The following is a 20264-nucleotide window of genomic DNA, read 5'->3' as shown; positions in this document are numbered from 1 at the left end:
TCCTGCGCCTAGGAGTTGCGGACTGGCGGAGTGAACCGGACCGGCAGGCTGGCAGGACACCGCGTCCACGGTGACGGCAACAACATCACCTCGTCGGCCGGAATCGCCAACGAAACATCATGGAGGCGGTGCAGGGCGGTGTCGACCGCTATCCGTGTGATCATTCTCCCTGGTCGCTGGGCGGGGCAGGCGTGCGGACCGGCGCTCCACGCGAGGTGGGAGCGGTTGCCGACCTCGAGCCACGAGTCGTCGGTGTGCACGCGCGGATCGTTGTTCGCCGAGGACAGGCCGAGGATGAGGGCGTCACCGCGCTGGATGTGCGCTCCCGCGAGCTCGCAGTCCACGAGCGCGTAGCGGGCGGGCATGTTCGACATCGGCGGGTCGCGCCACAGCACCTCGTCGAGCGCGTCGTCGATGCCCAGCCGGCCACCGCGCATGCGGCCGGCGAACCGGCTGTCGGTGAGCATCAGCCGCAGGGTCTGCGCGATCCACGACGTCGTGGTCTCGTAGCCCGCGGAGATCATCAGCACGATCGACTGCTGGATCTCGAAGTCGTTGTGCAGGTTGGGATGACGAAGGAAGGCGGTGGTCAGATCGTCGGTGGGCACGTTGCGGCGCGCGTTCATCGTGCCCGTCAGGATCCGCTCCAGGTTGTGGGCGGCCGGTTGCGAGTCCTCTGCGGAGGAGAACAACGCGATCAGCGCGGCCCGCAGCTCGTGGCCCTGCTCGCGGCCGATGCCGAAGAACCCGGCAACGGTCAGCATCGGCACCACGGCCGCGTAGTCGGACACGAGGTCCGCCTTGCCCTGGTGCTCGAAGTCGCGGATGAGGTCGGTGCAGGTGGCGCGGATGAACCGGGCCATGCGGTGCTCGTCGAGGCTCTCCAGGCCGTCGTCGATCGGGCCGCGGAGCCTGCGGTGCTTCTCGCCGTCGGCGAAGTAGGCGTTGTCGCGCGGGAACATCATCGGGCCGAGACCGGAGTCCGGCGCCACGACACCGTCGGTGAACAGCCGCCAGTTGTTGGGGTCGCGGGAGAACAGCTGCTCGTTGCGGACCACCTGGCAGATCTCGTGGTGTCCCATCACGAGCCACGCGGGGATGCCCGGCTCCAGCTCGACCGGCGCGACCGGGCCGAAGCGTTCCTGCAGCTCACGGTAGGCGGCCTGCGGGTCGGCCGTGGTGGTGGTCTCGATGAGCGGCGTCAGACCGGTCATGTCCGTCAACCGCCGCCGGTGCCGCGATGTTGCTGATGTGGTCACGTGAGCGCCTTCTGCGATGCGGGGAAGTGGAGAGCGTGTTCGACGAGGGTGATCAGTGCGTGCGCGGACGACTCCTTGTTGCGGGCGTCGCACTCGACGATCGGGGTGTCCGGCAGGAGGTCCAGCGCCTCGCGCAGCTGCTCGGTGGTGTACTTCGGCGCGTCCGGGAACTCGTTGACGGCCACCGCGAACGGCATGCCCGTCCGCGTCTCGAGCTGGTCGAACACCTCGAAGCTGTCCTCGATGCGGCGGGTGTCGATGATCACGAGCGCGCCGACCGCGCCCTCGGCGAGGCCTTCCCACAGGTCCCAGAACCGCCGCTGGCCCGGCGTGCCGAACAGGTACAGCACCACCTCCGGGCTCACCGTGATGCGGCCGAAGTCCATGGCGACCGTGGTGGTCGACTTGTCGTCGAGACCGGCGAGCGAGTCGACGCCGACGCTCGCGGACGTCATCGTCTCCTCGGTGCGCAGCGGTGCGATCTCGGAGACCGAGCCGATCAGCGTCGTCTTGCCGACCCCGAACGCGCCGACGACGAGGATCTTCACCGACTGCGCCACCGTGGCGGCGACGTACCGCTCCTCGGACCAGTCAGAGTTTGCGGAGACCATCTAGCACCTTCTCCAGGAGTTCAGCTGGGGGCAGGGAGTGGCGCGGCGCGGAGCGGATCGACAGGTGCCCTGAGTCGACGAGGTCCGACGCGATCACGACCACGAGGCTCACGGGCAGCCGCAGGTGCGCGGCGGCCTCGGCGAGCGAGAGCATGCCTCTGCACATGTCGAGCAGGGCCCGGTGCTCTCTGGACGCGGAGACCGGTGGTGGCGCGTCTCTGTCCACCACCAGGAGGGTCTCGGGTCTGATCGTGTTGCGGGACGGGTGTGCCCGGCCGGACGTGAGGATGTAGGGCCGAACAGGGCTGTCGCGGTAGTCGTCCATGTCCGTCCCGGGGCTCAGCCGGTGCGGGTCGGCGTCGAGAGCGTCCGCTCGCCGATCACGAGCACCTGTGCCTGCATCTGTTGTGCGACCAGCGCCGGGTCGATGACCGGCTCCGTCACCACGGCGAGCCGCGACCCGTCGCCCGCACCGCGGACGAACAGGTAGCCGCCGTCGAACTCCACCATCACCTGCCGGGGCCCGGCGCCGGTGCCGAACTCCTTGCTGATGCCCTGGCCGAGCGCGGTGAGCCCGGCGCACGCGGCGGCGAGCTTGTCCGCGACGTCCGCGGGCGTGTGGTCGGTGCGAACCTTCAGCAGGCCGTCGGACGTGAGCACGACGACATGCCGTACGCCCCGCACCGTCCTGATCAACTCCAGCATCCAGCTGTTGTCGACGGGCTGGGTCGTCATCGAAGGTCCTCCGAGGTGTTCTGCCGGATGTCCGGGGAGCGTTCCCCGGACATGTCTGGGTAATCGGGTGTGTCGTAGTCGGGCTTCTCGTCGTCGTCCAGGTCTCCGTTCGCCGCGGCGGCACCGGACAGGAACGCGTTCATCCACTGGCCCGCCTGCTCGGGGGCCTCCTCGACGTCCCGCTCGGCGGGCCAGTCCACCTGCGGCGGCTGCGGGACCGAGTGCCCGCGGCGGGACCGGCGGCGCGGCAGCGCGGGCAGGTCACCCGAGGTGCTGTCCTCGCTGCTGGGGACGAGCGGCGGCAACGGCTCCGGCTCGGGCGGCAGCTCGACCTCGCCGCTCTGGCGCACTGTCTCCCAGTCGGGCTCCGGTTCCGGCTCGCGGGGCGCGGGCGCGGGGGCCAGCGCGTGGCGTTCCTGACGGCGGGTCAGCGCGTGCGCGGCGACCATGCCGGACGGGGCGACGGCCTCGGTCAGCTCGGTCGGGACCAGCACGATCGCGCGGAGACCGCCGTAGACGGACTCGGTGACGTCGACGCGGAAGCCGTGACGGCGGACGTACGCGCCGACCACCGGCAACCCGGTCTGCGGGATCTCGCCGAGGTCGGCGAGCCCGACCGGCCGACGGCCGGACGCGATCTCACGGGCCTGCTCGAGCCGCTTGTCGTCGAGGCCGACACCGCCGTCGTCGATCTCGATCACGGCGCCGCGCTGCACCTGCCGCAGTGTGACCAGGACCTGCGTGGTGGGCGGGGAGGACTGGGTCGCGTTGGCCAGCAGCTCGGCCACCACGTGGATCAGCGGCTCGACGACACGCGCCGACACGGCGACGGCCGGGTCACCCGACACCTCGACCCGCTGGTAGGCGGTGATGCGGCCGGCGGCGCCACGCACGACGTCCGCGAGCGGCAGCGCCTCGTGCCACTGCTGGCCGGGCCACTCCCCGCACAGCGCGGCGAGGGTCTGGGCGTTGCGCGCCTGCTGGGCGGCGGCGTGGTCGACACGCATGCTGGTGTGGAGGACGTCCGGGTCGGTGGGGTGCGCCTGCACCATCCGCGCCGCCTCCTCCTGGATGCGGTGCGCGGAGGCCTGCACCTTCCTGCCGAGCGCGACGACCGCCGCGGCCACGGCGTCCTGCCTGGCCAGCTGGTCGTCCCGCAACCGGCCGAAGTGGACAGCCGCCTGGGCGAGCATGTGCGCGGACACGTCGTCGGTGGACAGGTCGGGCAGCGGCGGCGCCCCCATGCCGTTCACGACGGCGGGTAACTGGTGCTCGACCAGGGTTTCGAGGGCCACGTGGCGGGTTTCGGCCAGCGCGGCGAGGTTGTGGTTCTCGTCGTCGAGCCGGCGCAGCTCGTCGATGTGCTCGCGACCGGCACGCGCCGTGCGGGCGGCCCCGGCGGCCACCACGCCGATGGCGATCGCACCGACCGCGAGCCACACCACGATCCAGATCGGGGAATCCAGCTCACGGAAGATCAGTGGGGAGACGGCCACGTAGCCGGCGACACCGGCGATGCAGGTCCACGGGCCCGCGTGCCGCGGCGATGACGACACGGGCGATGAGACTGTCATGATCACCTTATGGTCGGGATTCGGGGGGACCGCGCTGCCCGCCGGGCCGGCTGCAGGTGCCCCGCGGATCCGCCCTCCGTCTCGAAGCTCACCCTCAGCACCGCACCGTAAGCAGCGAGACACGAGGTTATCCCAAGGGTCAAGGAGGGACATTCACTGGATAGGCTGAATTCGTCAGACCCCAGTCACGCTCCGCCACCCCCAGCGGCCCCCATGACCAGCCAAGATCCCGATCACCGCCAACCGAGTGAATGTGATCTTTGTCAGGTACACCACGATGTCCTGAAGACGCCAATGCAGACCGTCCTGTCTGGACGATGAGCTACGGCACCGGCCGCCACTCGCCACGGCTTCGTTTTATGACCTGTTTTGCGGAGCCAGCGATCGACGGATGACGGGGTTCGGTCAATAGGCTTGGCGGCCTGTGCCCGCCCGCCCGCACCGCGGGCTGTGCCCGCCCGCCCGCACCGCGGGCTGTGCCCGCCCGCCCGCACCGCGGGCTGTGCCCGCCCGCACCGCGGGCAACGGAAACCGGGCAGTCCGCAAACCGAAGCGGCCAAGCCCCAACAGTCAAGGGCAAGGCGGCCGATACGGCACGCCGGGCAGGTACCGCTCCCACTGCTCAGCAGTGATACGCGGATGCGCGATCGCGCACACGCGTCGCTCGACCTGGCCGACCGTCGCGGCCCAGACGTGTACCGCGCCGTCGGCGCTCGTCGTCGCGAAGGAGCCGCCGTCCGGGCTGAACGCGACCGCGGTGATGGTCCGGCCGTTGTCGCTCCTCAGGGTCGCCACCTCGGCGGGGCTTCGCGGGTTCGACACGTCCCACAGCCTCGGCGCCGGGCCCGTCGCCGTCACCAGTGCTCGCCCGGCCGGTGCGAAGGCCAGTGCCGTGGTCGGGCCGGCCGGGAACTTCGCCAGCACGGTCATGCGCCGGGTGTCGATCAGCCAGCCCGTGCCGTCGGCGGCTATCGCGGCCAGCACCTTTCCGTCCGGGCGCAGCGCCAGGCCCGTCCAGTTCCTGGTGAACAACGTCCTCGGCGCCGGGTTGGCCGGGTCCTTCACGTCCCACACCGTGATCTCGCTGCCCAGCGTCGCCACGACGCCGCCGCCGAACACCGCTGTGCGGGCGCCCGCCGCGGGCAGGTCCGCCAGCGCACGCGGGTGGTCGGGGTCCGCGACGTCCCACAGGCGCGGGTAGGCGTCCCGGTACGTGGTGACCAGGAGGCGGCCGTCGCGGCTCAGTGCGCTGCCTGTGGCGTTGCCGAGGTCGGCATGGGGCACCGGGCGGGCCGGGTCCGTCACGTCCCACAACCTGCCGCCCGCCGCCAGGAGTCCTGCCGCGAACGACGGGGCCCGGCCCGGGACCGTTCCCACGGTTCTCGGCGCGTACCTGTCCCGCACGTCGGACAGGAGGACCCTGCCCGCGCCGCCGCTTGCCAGCACGGTTCCGTCGCGGCCCCATGCCAGCGAGCCACCGGCCACGCGGCCCGTCACCGCCTCCGCGATGTTCACGACCCGCACGGTCCGGTCGCGGCTCGACGTGATCAGGTTCCGGCCGTCGGGGGTGAACCGGACCGCGGTGACCGAGTCCGTGTGGCCGGTCAGCGCCACCAGCTCGCGCGGCCGCCCCAGGTCGGTCACGTCCCACACCACCGTCGAGCGGTCGTCGCCCGCCGCGGCCAGCAACCCGTCGCCGAGTGCCACGGCCCGCACCGGGCCCGCCCGCACGACGAGGCTGGCCAGCTGTGCGCCGTCCGCGACGCGCCACAGGCGGGCTGAGCCGTCCTCGCCTGCGGTCGCGACGACCTCGCCGTCCGGGCTGAACTCCACCGCCAGCACGGGTGCGGTCACGGGTGCCTCGTCACCGGCGAGCACCATCGGCGGGCCGCCTGCCACCGGCCACAGCCGGACCGAGTGGTCCTCGCTCGCCGTCGCGATCACGGTGCCGTCCGGGCTGATCGACACCGACGTCACCGTCCCGGTGTGCCCGATCAGCGTGCGGGTCCTGCGCGGCCGGTCGCTGACCGTCACGTCGTACAGCCGCACCTCGTTCGCCCTGGTCACCGCGAGCGTCCTGCCGTCGGAGCCGAGTGCGACGTCCGTGGGCGTCTCGCCGCGCGGGTCGCGGCCCGCGACGGAGGTCTTGCGCGGCCGCGCGGGGTCGCTGACGTCCCACAACAGCGCGCCCCGCTCGTTGGCGGTCACCGCGGTCCTGCCGTCGGCCGAGAACACCACCGACGTGGCGTCGATGGGCAGCTCGGACATGCGGCGCGGGTGGTACGGGTCGCTGATGTCCCACAGCAACGTCGTGTCGTCGCCCGCGGTCGCGAGCAGGTCGCCCGCCCGGCTGACCGCCAGCGCGTGCACGACGCCAGCGTGCCCGGTGACCCGCGCCGCGTACGGGTCCGCGAACAACGTCAGCACCGCGGTCCGGCCGGCGGCGGTCGGGACGAGCCGGTGCGCGGCGACCGTCAGCTGCGTGGCCAGCGCCGGATCGGTGTCCAGCAGCGTGGCCGCCTCCCGCAGCGCGCTCTGCGCGAGCGCCACGTTCCGCTGCTCCTCCGCAGACAGGCCGGCCCGCACCGCGTACGCGAGAGCACCGGTCGCCAGCACCACCAGCACCGACAGCAGCGCGAGCCCGGCACGCAGGCCGCGGACGCGGCGCCGCTCCCCGGTGTGCGCGGCCACGCTGGCCTGGAGGAAGTCGCGTTCCCGCGCGGTGATCACCGGGTCGTGGAGCCGCGACCGCGCGGCGTCGAGCCGGACGCCCCGGTACAGCGCGCCGGGGTCGCGGCCGAGCGAGTCCCACGTCGCCGCGGCGTCGGCCAGCTCACGGTGCACGCGCAGGCGGTCGCCGTCCTCGGCGAGCCACCCGCGCAGCCGCGGCCAGCGGTCACGCAGCGACCGGCCCGCGAGCGCGACACCGTCGTGGTCGGCGACCACGACCCTGGCCCGCACCAGCTCGTCGAGCACCGCCGCCATGTCGCTGTCGAGGTCGTCGCGGCGCAACCCGCGCGGGCCGGACGCCAGCCGGGGGAGCAGGTGCCGCGCGAGCCGCTGCCCGTCGGCGTCGAGCGCGGTGAACGCGCGCTCCGCGGCGTCCGCGATCAGCTGCGGGAGGTCACCGGTGGCGTCGTAGCTCGCGACGGTGAGCGTCGTGCCGCGGCGGCGGCGCCACACGCCGAGCAGCGCCTGCTGCAGGAACGGCAGCGTGCCCGGCCCGCCGGTGTCGGCGATCAGCCGGACCAGGAGCGCGGTCTCGACCCGGCAGCCCGCGGCGGCCGCGGGATCGGTGATCGCCTCGCGCAGGCCGTCGGCGGACATCGGGCCGACGTGCAGCTGCCCGTCCCGCGCGGCCGGGGGCAGGCGGTCGGCGACCTCCGCGCCGACCGCGAGCACGAACCGGACCCGGCTGGTGGCGGCGGTGGCCGCGTGCACGACGGCGGCGAGGAACGCGTCCCCCTCCTGCGTGCCGAAGGCGTCCTCGAGCTGGTCGACCACGAACACCAGGTCGTCCGCCTGGTCCGCGCGTGCCTGCCGGATCCGCAGGTGGAGGTTCTCGGGCGCGGCGGCCAGCTCGCGGTACAGGTCGCACGGCGCCATGCCGACCTCGTCGGCCAGCCGGACCGCGCACTCCTCCAGTGGCCGCGCCCCGGGCGTCATCACCACGTGGTCGCCCACCCTGGGCAGCAAACCGGCTCTGAGCAGGGACGTCTTGCCGCTGCCCGAGGCGCCGACGACCGCGGTGAGCCGCTGCTCGCGCACCCGCGCGACCAGCTCGGCGACCAGGTCGTCGCGGCCGGCGAACAGCTCCGGGTCCTCGATCGGGGCGAACCCGGCATACGGGACGGTCTCGTCGGGTCGTGTCTCCGGTTCGGCCGGTGGCTTCGCGTGCGCCGGGGCCAGCTCCCGCCAGCGCCGCTCCCACTCGACCGGGTCGCCGTCGCAGGCGCGGACGTAGGCCAGCGTGACCGGCAGGCTCGGCAGCTTGCGCCCGCTCGCCGCCTCGGACAGCGCGGCCGCCGAGTAGTGGGCCCGGGCGCTGAGCTGCCGGTAGGTCGGTGTGCCCGCTTCCTCCCGGAGCACCCGGAGATCGGCGGCGAACCGGATCAGCTCGTCTTCGGCCGGCCCCAGCGGGTTCTCGCGTCGTGGCACCACTCACCCCCAAGCGAGCCCATTGTTCAGAGTGCGTTGTTCAAAGTCCAACGTCAGGACACTGAACAACCCGGATGCTCTAGAAATCCGGCCAGGGCGCGAAGTTCGTGGCCGGAGGGGAAGGGTGGCGTCCTGCCCGGCTTGGGGGCGGGCAGGACGCCGCGGGCCCGCCGCGCACGCTGCCTGATCACCTCGTATAACACTGCGGACACGCATGCTGGCCCGTCGTGATCATCGGATCTATCGTATGCCGCACTGTCGTCGGTCACGCCAAACAACGAGGTAGGGCCTTATGTCGTCCGACAAGCCAGGCGGCCGGACCACGGGGTTGGTGTTCAACCCGTGGAACCTGTTGCTCCTGCTCCCGTTCATCGTCCTCTTCACCCCGATCTACAACCGGACGTCGCCGGAACTGTTCGGGATGCCGTTCTTCTACTGGTTCCAGTTCGCGGTGATCATCGTCGGCGTGCTGTCCACGATCGTCGTGTACCGGATGACGAGGAAGACCCCCGTGCGCCCGGCCGCCGGTGAGCCGGCGGACGTCGACACGCTCGACGAGGGGAGGGCCGAGTGATGCAGTGGACAGAACTGATCATCTTCGTCCTCCTGTTCGGGCTCGTCACCGTCCTGGGGTTCGTCGCGTCCCGCTGGCGCGCCGCGGCGACGCTGGACCACCTCGACGAGTGGGGCCTCGGCGGCCGCAAGTTCGGCTCGTGGATCACCTGGTTCCTCGTCGGCGGCGACCTCTACACGGCGTACACGTTCGTCGCGGTCCCCGCGCTGCTGTTCGGCGCGGGCGCGATGGGCTTCTTCGCCCTGCCGTACACGATCATCGCCTACCCGCTGGTGTTCCTGCCGGTGCTGCGGCTGTGGTCGGTGTCGCGGGCGCGGGGCTACGTGACCCCGGCGGACTTCGTGCGCGGCCGGTACGGCTCGTCGCTGCTGGCGCTGATCGTCGCGATCACCGGCATCGTCGCCACCATGCCCTACATCGCGCTGCAGCTCGTCGGCCTGGAGGCGGTCCTGCGGTCGATGGGCTTCAACGGCGCCGGGTTCCTCGGCCACCTGCCGCTGCTGATCGCGTTCATCATCCTGGCGCTCTACACCTACCAGTCCGGTCTGCGGGCGCCCGCGCTGATCGCGTTCGTGAAGGACATCCTGATCTACGTCGTCATCCTGGTCGCGGTCATCTACCTGCCGTCGAAGCTCGGCGGCTGGGACTCGATCTTCTCCGCGGCCGGTGACAAGTTCGCGAAGAGCGAGGCGCCCGCCGACGGCGTGCTGCTGAACAGCAACAACCAGTTGCAGTACGCGACGCTGGCGCTCGGCTCGGCGATGGCGCTGTTCCTGTACCCGCACTCGGTGACCGGCGTCCTCGCCTCGCGGGGCCGGGACGTGCTGAAGCGGAACATGTCCGCGCTGCCCGCGTACTCGCTGCTCCTCGGTCTGCTCGCGCTGCTCGGGTTCGTCGCGATCGCGGCGGGCGTCACCCCGATCACCAACAACGCGACCGGCCGCCCGGACAGCAACACGATCATCCCGGAGCTGTTCAACACGCAGTTCCCGTCGTGGTTCGCGGGCATCGCGTTCGCCGCGATCGGCATCGGCGCGCTGGTGCCCGCCGCGATCATGTCGATCGCCGCGGCGAACCTGTGGACCCGCAACGTCTACAAGGAGTACATCCGCAAGGGCGCGACGCCGAAGGACGAGGCCAAGCAGGCGAAGCTCGCGTCGCTGGTGGTCAAGTTCGGCGCCATCCTGTTCATCGTGGTGATCGACCCGCAGTACGCGATCGACCTCCAGCTGATCGGCGGCGTGATCATCCTGCAGACGCTGCCCGCCGTCGCGATCGCCCTGTACACGAAGTGGCTGCACCGCTGGGCGCTCGTCGCGGGCTGGGCCGTCGGCATGCTCTGGGGGATGGTGCTGCTGTACCAGATCCCGAACCCGGCGAGCGGCCGTGCGCACTTCGGTGGGTCGGCGCTGGCCCTGGACAAGCTGAACATCTTCGGGTGGCAGCCGTTCGAGGGCTCGACGGTCCAGATCTACGTCGGTTTCGTCGCGCTGATCGCCAACCTGCTGGTGGCCGTCATCCTCACGCTGATCATCCGCCGGACGGGCGCGTCCAACGGCGCGGACGACACCACCGGCGAGGACTACCACGTCGACGAGCACGACGAGGACCTGAGGCCCATCGCCGCGCACTGATCATTGCCGGGAACGGAAAGGCGCTTTCGAAACAGCCCGCTGTTTCGAAAGCGCCTTTCGTGTTGTTCTCGCGCGCAGTTTGGCTTGTGCAGATGCACGTGCAGATGCAGAATCAGAACCCTTCTGAAGTGCGAACGCCATCTGCGGAAGGGGAGCCCTGCGATGGCTGTTGGGGAGATCGCGCGGGCCGCGACACGACCGCCCGTACCGCGCACCAGGGTGGAGCCGGACGGTCCCGCGTGGCTGGAACTGGGCCCGGACGACCGCACCGCACGCTTCATGCGCCTGGTCAGCGACCTGAGCAGGGGCTACGACGACGCAGGCAACGGCAAACGCATCACCTGCGGGCACGCGTACACGGGCGTCGACCCGGCGGTGGCGTGGACGTCGGTCTGCCGTGATCCCCTGTGCGGGCCGCCGAGGCAGAGCGTCGAGTCGTTCCCGCGGCGGTGGCAGGAGGCGCGGTCGGGGATGCCCGCCGAGCCGTGCCACTACGTCAGCTTCGGGCCGGGGGACGGGCGCAAGGACGGGGTGCTGCTCGAGGACCTGTCGCGCACCAACGCGGATCTCTGCTACCTGCCGGTCGACGCCGGCGAGGAGCTGCTGCACCTGGCGGTGCGCGGGTTGATCCGCCGGCTGGGTCTGCCGACCGACCGCGTGCTGTCGCTGCCGTGGGACTTCACGTTCGCGGAGAACGTCGACGCGCTGCGCAGGCTGCTCGACGAGCTGTTCGGGCCGACCCCGGTGCTGTTCTCGTTGCTGGGCAACACGATCGGCCACGTCGACGACGACACCGCGTTGTTGCGGCGGTTCGCCGGTCTGCTGCGGCCAGGGGACCGGTTGCTGCTCGAGGTGGAGGTGACGATGGGGCTCGGCGCCGACCTGGTCGTCGACGCCGTCGGCGAGTACGAGCACAGCACGGCGTTCGGGGAGTTCGTCGCCGCCGGGCTGCGCGCGCACACCGATCTCGTGGTGGACCAGGACGCCGTCGAGCTGCTGGGGGACGTCGAGGACGGGCGTGCCCTCGTGATGAAGGCGGCGTACCGCAACCGGACCGGTGCGGACGTGGTGATCGGACTGGCGAACCGGTCGACCGTTCCTTTCGCCCCGGACGACACCATCCGGGTCGCCCTGTCGCGCAAGTACTCGGCGGAGGGGTTGTCGGCGATGCTGGAGGCGGCCGGGCTGGCGGTCACCGCGGACAGTTGCCACGGAACTGGTGGGGCGTTCGGGTTGGCGCTGCTGATGTTGTCGGCCTGTGGATAACCTGCGGCTGATTGCCGGTGGTGGTGGCTAGGCTGGATATCGGGGGCCGGAGGCCGTTGCCTGTGGACAACTCGGGCCTTGGCGGCTGATCTTGTCGGTGGTCTGCCCTAGGCTGGATTTCGGGGGGCCGGAGGCCGCGGTTGTTTGCCGTTCGGGTGCGGGGTTCCGGGGTTTCCGTTCCGTGGTGTTCGGTGGCGGCGGCGGATTGTGCGGGTGGCGCACTCACGCGTCAAGGGCGCCTTCGGCGTCCGGCTTCGCCGGATTGCTGCGCAACCATCGACCTCGAGCCTCCGCCACCACCGAACCTCTTCCGGGGTATCCCGTTCGCGCGGCTTCTCGACGGGGTGGGTTGGCGCCTTCGGCGCCTCTCCCGCAAGATGGCGCATTGCCGCGTTGCTTGCGGGAATGCGGCCTTTGTCGTTTTCGTGAACGAAAAGGTCACTCGGTGGCGAGGCCTTTCAGGAGCGGCAGGTAAACGTCGTCGACCATCGCCTCGATGGTTTCGTCTGGGATGGGGGTGCCGCAGGTGATCGCTTCGCTGCGGATCAGGTCCAGCGGGAGTCTGGTGGCCATCTTCGGCAGCGTCACCGGGCGTATCTCGCCGCGTTCGACGGCGTTGTCGACGATCTTCTGGATCGACATCACCAACGGGGCGGAATTCATCCGCTCCTTCAGCAGCGACTGCACCTCGGGGTGTTTGAACGCCTCCGCCATCACGCCCGCGATGGTCTCCGACATCATCCCCGCGGTGCGGTCGGCGACGCGGGTGAAGAGCCAGACGAGGTCAGCCCGTAGCGAACCCAGATCCGGGGTAACCGGACGAATCGGTTGCTGCCGGGCCCACGCCGAGATAACGAGGTGCGCGCGGCTCGGCCATCTGCGATAAATGACGGGCTTGCTCGTCCCTGCCCGTTTTGCCACCGCCTCTATCGTGAGAGCTGTGTAGCCCACCTCGGCCAGCTCGGCCCACGCTGCCTCGAGGATGGCCTGCTCGAGCTGCTCACCGCGCCTGCGTGTCCTGGTCTCGGTCACCCGACCGCCTTAAGATACGTTGCGTTTCCTATCAAACTGGTCTACCTTGCACCATGTTAGACACGCCCCGTTTCTTCCCAGGGGGGAAGCCTTGCTGAACCGATTGTTGGTGACCTACTTGCGGCCGTACCGCCGCGAGCTCACCGCCGTCCTCGTACTGCAGCTGATCGGCACGGTCGCTTCGCTCTACCTGCCCAGCCTGAACGCCGACATCATCGACTTCGGTGTCGCGCGCGGGGACACGGGCTACATCGTCGAGACCGGCGGCTGGATGCTCGCCGTCACGCTGCTGCAGATCCTCTGCTCGATCGGCGCCGTCTGGTACGGGGCCCGGGTCGCCATGGCGTTCGGGCGGGACGTCCGGTCCGGGATCTTCCACCGGGTCGGCGCGTTCTCGGCCCGCGAGGTGGCGACCTTCGGGGCGCCGTCGCTGATCACGCGCACCACCAACGACGTGCAGCAGGTGCAGCTGCTGGTGGTCATGTTCTGCACGATGTTCATCGCCGCGCCGATCATGTGCGTGGCCGGGGTGATCATGGCGTTGCAGGAGGACGTCGGGCTGTCGTGGCTGCTGCTCGTGTGCGTGCCCGCCCTGGCGATCTCCGTCGGGCTGATCGTGTCGCGGATGGTGCCGCAGTTCCGGTTGATGCAGGACCGGATCGACCACGTCAACCGCGTGCTGCGCGAACAGCTCTCCGGCATCCGGGTGGTGCGGGCGTTCGTCCGGGAGAAGGCCGAGACCGACCGCTTCGGTGACGCCAACCGCCAGCTGACCGACACCGCGCTGCGGGTCGGCCGGCTGCAGGCGCTGATCTTCCCGACCGTCATGCTGATCCTGAACGTCTCCAGCGTCGCCGTGCTGTGGTTCGGCGCGCACCGCGTCGACGACGGGCAGATGCAGGTCGGCGCGCTGACCGCGTTCCTGTCCTACCTGCTGATGATCCTGATGTCGGTCATGATGGCCACCTTCATCTCGATGATGATCCCGCGTGCCGCCGTCTGCGCCGAGCGGATCCAGGAGGTGCTCGGCACCGAGTCGTCGGTCAAGACGCCCGCCTCACCCGTGACCGAGCTGCCCGCCCGGGCCGAGGTCGAGTTCCGCGGCGTCGAGTTCCGGTACCCCGGCGCGGCCGACCCCGTCCTGCGCGACATCTCCTTCCGCGCCGAGGCGGGCAAGACCACCGCCATCATCGGCAGCACCGGCGCGGGCAAGACGACCCTGCTGTCGCTCATCCCGCGGCTGATCGACGTCACCGGTGGCACGCTGTTCGTCGACGGCGCCGACGTCCGCGAGCTGGACCCGGACGTGCTGCGGAGCCGCATCGGGCTCGTGCCGCAACAGGCCTACCTGTTCACCGGCACCGTCGCGTCCAACCTCCGCTACGGCAACCCCGACGCCACCGACGACGAGCTGTGGCAGGCGCTGGAGATCGCGCAGGCCAGGGACTTCGTCGAGGAGATGGGCGGCCTCGAGTCGGCCATCGCGCAGGGCGGCACCAACGTGTCCGGCGGGCAGCGGCAGCGCCTGTCGATCGCCAGGGCGCTGGTACGGCGGCCGGAGATCTACCTGTTCGACGACGCGTTCTCCGCGCTCGACCTGTCCACCGACGCCGCGTTGCGCGCCGCGCTGCGGCCGCACACCGAGCGGTCCGCGGTCATCGTGGTCGCGCAGCGGGTGTCCACCATCCTCGACGCCGACCAGATCGTCGTGCTCGAGAACGGTGCGGTCGTCGGCATCGGCACGCACCGCGAGCTGATGGCCGGCTGCCCGACCTACCTGGAAATCGTCGAGTCCCAGCTGACCCCGGAGCAGGCAGCATGAGCGCCCCCACCGCAACCCGTCGTCCGGCGCCGGGCGGCCCCATCGGCAGAGGGTTCCCCGGCATGCAGGGACCCGTCAGCAAGGCCGACGACTTCAAGACGTCCGCGAAACGGCTCGTCGCCCGCATGCGGCCGGAACGGGTGAACCTCGTGATGGTCGTCGTGCTCGGCGTGATCAGCGTCGGGTTCTCGGTCGCGGGCCCGAAGATCCTCGGCCACGCCACGGACATCATCTTCGACGGCGTCCTCGCCCGCTACCGCGGCCTGCCCGGCGCCGGGATCGACTTCTCCGCGCTCGCGACCGTGCTGCAGTGGGTGCTCGGCCTCTACCTGACGTCGTCGATCTTCGGCTGGCTGCAGGGCAGGCTGCTGAACTCGGTCGTGCAGCGGGTCGTCTACGACCTGCGCGAGGAGGTCGAGGCGAAGCTGCACCGGCTGCCGCTGCGCTACTTCGACGGCCAGCCCCGCGGCGAGCTGCTCTCCCGCGTCACCAACGACATCGACAACATCTCCACCACGCTGCAGCAGACGCTGAGCCAGCTGCTCACGTCCCTGCTGACGGTCGTCGGCGTGCTCGTCATGATGTTCACGATCTCGCCGCTGCTGGCGCTGATCGCGCTCGCGGTCATCCCCGTCTCGGTGGTGATCACCGGGCAGATCGGCAAGCGCGCGCAGAAGCTGTTCATCGCGCAGTGGAAGCACACCGGCGCGCTCAACGCGCACATCGAGGAGTCGTTCACCGGCCACCAGCTGGTGAAGGTGTTCGGCCGGCAGAAGGAGTCGGAGGAGGACTTCCGGCGCCGCAACCAGGACCTGTACGAGGCGTCCTCGGGCGCGCAGTTCGTGTCCGGCCTGATCATGCCGTCGATGATGTTCCTGTCGAACCTGTCCTACGTCGTCATCGCGGTCGTCGGCGGGCTGCGGATCACGTCCGGGACCATGACGCTGGGCGAGGTCACCGCGTTCATCCAGTACTCGCGGCAGTTCACGCAGCCGCTGACGCAGGTGGCGTCGATGGCGAACCTCATGCAGTCCGGGGTCGCGTCGGCGGAGCGGGTGTTCGAGCTGCTCGACGCCGAGGAGCAGGAGCCGGATCCGGCCGACGCGACGCTGCCCGCGCAGCGGCGTGGCCGCGTCGAGTTCGAGGACGTGTCGTTCTCCTACCGCGCGGAGCAGCCGCTGATCGAGAACCTGTCGCTGGTGGCGGAACCCGGTCAGACGGTGGCGATCGTGGGGCCGACCGGCGCGGGCAAGACCACGCTCGTGAACCTGATCCTGCGGTTCTACGAGCTGGACGCCGGCCGGATCACGCTCGACGGCGTGGACATCACGGCGTTGAAGCGGGAGGACCTGCGGTCGCAGATCGGCATGGTGCTGCAGGACACGTGGCTGTTCGGCGGCACGATCCGCGACAACATCGCCTACGGCAAGCCGGGTGCGACCGAGGAGGAGATCATCGCCGCCGCGCGGGCGACGTACGTCGACCGGTTCGTGCGCACCCTGCCGGACGGCTACGACACGGTGATCGACGAGGAGGCGTCGAACGTCTCCGCCGGTGAGAAGCAGCTGCTGACGATCGCGCGCGCGTTCCTCGCCAGCCCGTCGCTGCTGATCCTCGACGAGGCGACCAGCTCGGTCGACACCCGCACGGAGTCGTTGGTGCAGCACGCGATGGCGGCGCTGCGGTCGTCGCGCACCAGCTTCGTGATCGCCCACCGCCTGTCCACGATCCGCGACGCCGACCTCATCCTCGTGATGGAGCAGGGCCGGATCGTCGAGCAGGGCAACCACGAGCAGCTGCTGGCACAGCGCGGCGCCTACCACCGCCTCTACTCGGCGCAGTTCGCGGCGCCGGTCGAGTGACCGGCACCGCCCTGGTCACGGGTGCCGGGCGCGGCCTGGGTGCGGCGATCGCCCGCACCCTCGCCGCGCGCGGCTGGGCGGTGGCCGTCAACGACCTGCGCCCGGCCGACGACGTGGTGGCGGGCATCCTCGCGGCGGGCGGGAAAGCGGTCGCCGCGCCGGGTGACGTCACCGACGAGGCCGACGTCACCCGGCTCGTCGCGGCGGTGACCGAGCGGCTCGGACCGGTCGGCTGCCTGGTGGCGAACGCGACCGGGCCGCAGCCGGTGGTGGCGTTCGCGGACCTGGACTGGCGCACGCACCTGGACCAGCTGGAGTTCTTCGTCAAGAGCCCCACACTGCTCGCGCAGGCCGTGGTGCCGGGGATGAAGGCCGCGGGCGGCGGCCGGATCGTGCACATCGGTTCGGACATGGTCGACCGGGCGCTGCCGGGGTGGTCGGCGTACGCGGCGGCGAAGGCCGGGCTCGAGGCGCTCACCCGCGTGTGGGCGCGGGAACTGGGCCCGTTCGGCATCACCGTGAACGTGGTGGCGCCCGGGTGGGTGCCGGTGGAACGGCACGCGGACGCGACCCCGGCCGAGCTGGCCGAGTACACCGGGGACGTGCCGCTGCGCAGGCTGGGCGCGCCCGCGGACGTCGCGGGCACGGTCGCGTTCCTCGCCTCCGCCGACGCCGCCTTCCTGACGGGGCAGACCATCCGGGTGAACGGCGGGCACAGCATCGCGTTGCGCTGATCCGTGCGGCACACTGGGTAGTGATCGCTGGGGAGGCGGCATGGCTGTCACGCGGACCGTGCCCTGTGTCCAGGCGTTGGCGGCGTCGTGGACCGCGGGGAGTTTCACGCTCGAACCCGTCACCGTGGAGGTCGGCCCGGGCAGGCTGGTCGCGATCATCGGGGCGAGCGGTGCCGGCAAGACGACGTTGCTCGAACTGCTGGCCGGGGTGCGCGCGCCGACCTCCGGGCAGGTCACGCATCCCGTCGAGGTCGGGTACGTGCCGCAGGACGACATCGTGCACACGCACCTCCCGTTGCGGCGCACGCTCTCCTACGCCGCCCGGTTGCGTGGCGAGGCGCCGGACGTCGGGCCCGTGCTGGCAACGCTCGGGCTGACCCACCGCGAGCACGCGACGGTCGCCACGCTCAGCGGCGGCGAGCGCAAGCGGGCGAGCATCGCCGTCGAACTGCTCGGGCAGCCGGACGTGCTGTTCCTCGACGAGCCGACCAGCGGTCTCGACCCCGCGACCGGCGCGGACCTCGTCCACCACCTCCGGCAGCTCGCCGACGCGGGCCGCACGGTCGTCCACACCACCCACAACCCGGCCGACATCGCGCACGCCGACCAGGTCATCGTGCTCGTCGACGGCCGGGTCACCTACGCCGGGCCACCCCTTCCCGGTGCGCCGGAGGAGAGCTACCGGCGGCTGCTCGACGGGGACGTCGCGTGGTCGCCGTCGCCGGTCGTGTTCGAGCCACCGGCCCCCGTGCCGCCACGGCGGCGGGTCCCGGCGGTCCGGCAGTGGGCGCTGCTGACCGCGCGAGCCGTGGAACTCCTGGCACGCAACCGGATCACGCTCGCCATCCTCGTCGGGTCGCCGGTCATGATCGCGGTGATGTTCCTCATGCTGTTCCGGCCCGGCGCGTTCGACCCGGCCGCGCCGTCGCCGAACACGACCGTGATGATCCTGTTCTGGATCGCGTTCGGCGGGTTCTTCTTCGGCCTCACCTACGGTCTCGCGCAGATCTGCGACGAGTTCGCCGTCCTGCGCCGCGAGCGCCGTGCCGGGTTGCGGCTCGGCGCGTACCTGCTGTCCAAAGTGGCCGCTCTGCTCCCGTTGCTGTGCCTGGTGGACGCGTTGCTGCTCGGGTTGCTGTCGCTCACCGGCCGGCTGCCCGACCTCGCGTTCACCGGCCACCTCGCGTTGTTCGGCACGGTCGCGCTGGCCTCGCTCGCCGCGCTGACGCTCGGTCTGCTGGCCGCGTCGGCGGTGCACAACCCGTCGCAGGCCGCGCTGACGTTGCCGATGCTGTGCTTCCCGCAGGTGTTGTTCGTCGGCGCGTTCCTGCCGGTGCCGGTGATGGCGGACGTCGGCCGGTGGTTCAGCCACGCGATGAGCAACCGGTGGGCGTTCGAGGCGCTCGGCCACACCGCCGGGCTGCCCGCGCTGTGGCGGGACGGCGCGTCCCCGCTCGGCCGTCCGCTGCTCGCGTCCTACGAGGACAGCTTTGACCATCCACTGTGGACGCACTGGTCACTGCTGGCGGGCTTCTCGGTGCTGTTCGCCGCGCTCACCCTGGTCGTGCTGCGGCGCAAGGCCGGGCGAGCGCGATGACCGCGATCCTCGCCGACTACCCGGAGTACGCCACGACGACCCGCCTCGACGAGCTCCGCGGCACCGAGTACGGCTACCTCGACGAGCAGGGGCACCTGTACCTCGACTACACCGGTGCGGGGCTGGCCGCCCGCGCACAGCACCGCGCGCACGCCGACCGCCTCGCGCGCCGCTTGTTCGGCAACCCGCACTCGGTGAACCCGACGAGCGAGGCGGCCACGGCGCTGGTGGAGCAGGCGCGGGCCAGGGTGCTGGCGCACTTCAACGCATCGCCTGCCGAGTACGCGGCCGTGTTCACACCGAACGCGACCGGCGCGGCCCGGCTCGTGGGGGAGGCGTACCCGTTCGGCAGGCGCACCCGGCTGGTGCTCACGGTCGACAACCACAACTCGGTGAACGGGCTGCGCGAGTTCGCCCGCCGGGCCGGCGCTCGGACCGTGTACGTGCCGACACGGGCATCCGAGCTGCGCGTGGACACCGGCGCGCTGATGGCGGTGCTGGGCAAGGGCCGTGGCTTGTTCGCCTACCCGGCGCAGAGCAACTTCAGCGGCGTCCGCCACCCGCTGACGTGGATCGGGGCGGCACAGGACCGCGGCTACGAGGTGCTGCTCGACGCGGCGGCGTACCTGCCGACGGGCGTGCTGGACCTGTCCGCGGTGCGGCCCGAGTTCGTGCTGGTGAGCTGGTACAAGCTGTTCGGGTACCCGACCGGCGTCGGCTGCCTGATCGCGCGCCGGGACGCCCTCGCCCGGCTGCGCAGGCCGTGGTTCTCGGGCGGCACGATCCAGGCGGTCAGCGTCGGCAGGCCGTGGCACACCATGGCGCCCGACGAGAGCGCGTTCGAGGACGGCACGCTCAACTTCCTGTCCATCCCGGACGTCCACTTCGGACTCGACTGGCTGGCGGACATCGGCGTGCCGCTGATCGGCACGAGGGTGGCGTGCCTGACGGGCTGGTTCCTGTCGCGCCTCGCGGAGCTGCGGCACAGCGACGGCAGCCCGATGACCCGCGTGTACGGCCCGGCCACGCGAGACGCCCGCGGCGGCACGGTCGCGTTCAACTTCCTCGACGCGACGGGCAAGGTGGTCGACGAGCGCCTGGTCGCGGCCGAGTCGTCGGCGGCGGGGATCTCGCTGCGCACCGGCTGCTTCTGCAACCCGGGCGTCGGCGAGAACGCGTTCGGGCTGGACGTCGCCGCGCTGAAGCCGTTGCGGCACACACGGACCGCCTCGCTCGACGAGTACCTCGACCTGATCGGCCTCCCGTCGGCGGGCGCGGTCCGCGTGTCCTTCGGACTGGTGTCGACGGCCGCGGACGTGACCCGGTTCGCCGAGTTCGCGGCGCGCACGTACCGCGACCGCGTCACCGACACGACGGGCCTCCCGCCCCGCGACCGCTGCTGAACG

15 protein-coding genes are annotated in these 20264 nt (G+C 71.2%); 8 read left to right on the top strand and 7 right to left on the bottom strand.

The window, feature by feature from the left end; genetic code table 11:
* Window positions 1–8: 8 nt before the first annotated feature.
* The 6 genes from ACYQ77_RS29630 to ACYQ77_RS29605 form a co-directional block, all read right to left on the bottom strand.
* Window positions 9–1214 carry a cytochrome P450 gene (locus tag ACYQ77_RS29630; protein WP_459716916.1) on the bottom strand — a complete coding sequence of 402 codons (1206 nt, stop codon included), beginning with the start codon at window positions 1212–1214 and terminating at the stop codon, window positions 9–11.
* Window positions 1215–1255: 41 nt separating this feature from the next.
* The gene (locus ACYQ77_RS29625; RefSeq protein WP_459716914.1) at window positions 1256–1870 is read right to left on the bottom strand and encodes a GTP-binding protein; all 615 of its coding nucleotides are present in this window, start codon (window positions 1868–1870) and stop codon (window positions 1256–1258) included.
* Window positions 1851–2195, bottom strand: coding sequence for a DUF742 domain-containing protein (locus ACYQ77_RS29620; RefSeq protein WP_459716913.1), 345 nt, complete (start codon window positions 2193–2195; stop codon window positions 1851–1853). The genes ACYQ77_RS29625 and ACYQ77_RS29620 overlap by 20 nt, the downstream gene beginning before the upstream one ends.
* 14 nt (window positions 2196–2209) lie before the next feature.
* Window positions 2210–2605 carry a roadblock/LC7 domain-containing protein gene (locus ACYQ77_RS29615; protein WP_459716912.1) on the bottom strand — a complete coding sequence of 132 codons (396 nt, stop codon included), beginning with the start codon at window positions 2603–2605 and terminating at the stop codon, window positions 2210–2212.
* Window positions 2602–4179: an ATP-binding protein gene (locus ACYQ77_RS29610; protein ID WP_459716910.1), complete on the bottom strand. Its 1578-nt coding sequence runs from the start codon at window positions 4177–4179 to the stop codon at window positions 2602–2604. The genes ACYQ77_RS29615 and ACYQ77_RS29610 overlap by 4 nt, the downstream gene beginning before the upstream one ends.
* Window positions 4180–4749: 570 nt before the next feature.
* Entirely contained in the window at window positions 4750–8337 is a 3588-nt protein-coding gene (locus ACYQ77_RS29605) for an nSTAND1 domain-containing NTPase (RefSeq protein WP_459716908.1), read from the bottom strand.
* Window positions 8338–8629: 292 nt separating this feature from the next.
* Between ACYQ77_RS29605 and ACYQ77_RS29600 the strand changes: the two genes are divergently transcribed.
* The 3 genes from ACYQ77_RS29600 to ACYQ77_RS29590 all read left to right on the top strand — a co-directional run bounded on the left by ACYQ77_RS29600 (window position 8630) and on the right by ACYQ77_RS29590 (window position 11811).
* Window positions 8630–8911, top strand: coding sequence for a DUF3311 domain-containing protein (locus ACYQ77_RS29600; RefSeq protein ID WP_459716907.1), 282 nt, complete (start codon window positions 8630–8632; stop codon window positions 8909–8911).
* A complete protein-coding gene (gene mctP, locus ACYQ77_RS29595) occupies window positions 8911–10545 on the top strand; it encodes a monocarboxylate uptake permease MctP (protein ID WP_459716905.1) in 1635 nt (544 codons plus the stop codon). Before ACYQ77_RS29600 ends, mctP begins: the two co-directional genes overlap by 1 nt.
* A 162-nt stretch (window positions 10546–10707) precedes the next feature.
* Window positions 10708–11811 carry an L-histidine N(alpha)-methyltransferase gene (locus ACYQ77_RS29590; RefSeq protein ID WP_459716904.1) on the top strand — a complete coding sequence of 368 codons (1104 nt, stop codon included), beginning with the start codon at window positions 10708–10710 and terminating at the stop codon, window positions 11809–11811.
* A 438-nt stretch (window positions 11812–12249) separates the two neighbouring features.
* Here ACYQ77_RS29590 and ACYQ77_RS29585 read toward each other — a convergent pair whose 3' ends face one another.
* Window positions 12250–12843: a TetR/AcrR family transcriptional regulator gene (locus ACYQ77_RS29585; RefSeq protein ID WP_459716902.1), complete on the bottom strand. Its 594-nt coding sequence runs from the start codon at window positions 12841–12843 to the stop codon at window positions 12250–12252.
* A gap of 91 nt (window positions 12844–12934) precedes the next feature.
* Between ACYQ77_RS29585 and ACYQ77_RS29580 the strand changes: the two genes are divergently transcribed.
* The 5 genes from ACYQ77_RS29580 to ACYQ77_RS29560 are packed head-to-tail and all read left to right on the top strand — an operon-like array spanning window position 12935 to window position 20261.
* The gene (locus ACYQ77_RS29580; protein ID WP_459716901.1) at window positions 12935–14665 is read left to right on the top strand and encodes an ABC transporter ATP-binding protein; all 1731 of its coding nucleotides are present in this window, start codon (window positions 12935–12937) and stop codon (window positions 14663–14665) included.
* Window positions 14662–16527: an ABC transporter ATP-binding protein gene (locus tag ACYQ77_RS29575; protein WP_459716899.1), complete on the top strand. Its 1866-nt coding sequence runs from the start codon at window positions 14662–14664 to the stop codon at window positions 16525–16527. Before ACYQ77_RS29580 ends, ACYQ77_RS29575 begins: the two co-directional genes overlap by 4 nt.
* On the top strand, window positions 16524–17261 hold the full coding sequence (locus tag ACYQ77_RS29570; protein WP_459716897.1) for an SDR family NAD(P)-dependent oxidoreductase: 738 nt from the start codon (window positions 16524–16526) through the stop codon (window positions 17259–17261). The genes ACYQ77_RS29575 and ACYQ77_RS29570 overlap by 4 nt, the downstream gene beginning before the upstream one ends.
* A gap of 40 nt (window positions 17262–17301) precedes the next feature.
* Complete coding sequence (locus ACYQ77_RS29565; protein ID WP_459716896.1) at window positions 17302–18858, top strand: ATP-binding cassette domain-containing protein; 1557 nt, start codon at window positions 17302–17304, stop codon at window positions 18856–18858.
* On the top strand, window positions 18855–20261 hold the full coding sequence (locus ACYQ77_RS29560; protein WP_459716894.1) for an aminotransferase class V-fold PLP-dependent enzyme: 1407 nt from the start codon (window positions 18855–18857) through the stop codon (window positions 20259–20261). The genes ACYQ77_RS29565 and ACYQ77_RS29560 overlap by 4 nt, the downstream gene beginning before the upstream one ends.
* The last annotated feature ends 3 nt before the right edge of the window (window positions 20262–20264 follow it).

The sequence above is a fragment of the Actinophytocola sp. KF-1 genome (assembly GCF_054661535.1).
This window is presented reverse-complemented; position numbering and strand designations above follow the sequence as displayed.

Excerpts from the sequence above, each read along its gene's own strand:
- ACYQ77_RS29590 (WP_459716904.1), top strand. The coding sequence starts at position 10,708 with ATGGCTGTTGGGGAGATCGCGCGGGCCGCGACACGACCGCCCGTACCG.
- ACYQ77_RS29575 (WP_459716899.1), top strand. The coding sequence starts at position 14,662 with ATGAGCGCCCCCACCGCAACCCGTCGTCCGGCGCCGGGCGGCCCCATC.
- ACYQ77_RS29565 (WP_459716896.1), top strand. The coding sequence starts at position 17,302 with ATGGCTGTCACGCGGACCGTGCCCTGTGTCCAGGCGTTGGCGGCGTCG.
- ACYQ77_RS29630 (WP_459716916.1), bottom strand. The coding sequence starts at position 1,214 with ATGACCGGTCTGACGCCGCTCATCGAGACCACCACCACGGCCGACCCG.
- ACYQ77_RS29625 (WP_459716914.1), bottom strand. The coding sequence starts at position 1,870 with ATGGTCTCCGCAAACTCTGACTGGTCCGAGGAGCGGTACGTCGCCGCC.
- mctP (WP_459716905.1), top strand. The coding sequence starts at position 8,911 with ATGCAGTGGACAGAACTGATCATCTTCGTCCTCCTGTTCGGGCTCGTC.
- ACYQ77_RS29600 (WP_459716907.1), top strand. The coding sequence starts at position 8,630 with ATGTCGTCCGACAAGCCAGGCGGCCGGACCACGGGGTTGGTGTTCAAC.
- ACYQ77_RS29610 (WP_459716910.1), bottom strand. The coding sequence starts at position 4,179 with ATGACAGTCTCATCGCCCGTGTCGTCATCGCCGCGGCACGCGGGCCCG.
- ACYQ77_RS29615 (WP_459716912.1), bottom strand. The coding sequence starts at position 2,605 with ATGACGACCCAGCCCGTCGACAACAGCTGGATGCTGGAGTTGATCAGG.
- ACYQ77_RS29560 (WP_459716894.1), top strand. The coding sequence starts at position 18,855 with ATGACCGCGATCCTCGCCGACTACCCGGAGTACGCCACGACGACCCGC.
- ACYQ77_RS29620 (WP_459716913.1), bottom strand. The coding sequence starts at position 2,195 with ATGGACGACTACCGCGACAGCCCTGTTCGGCCCTACATCCTCACGTCC.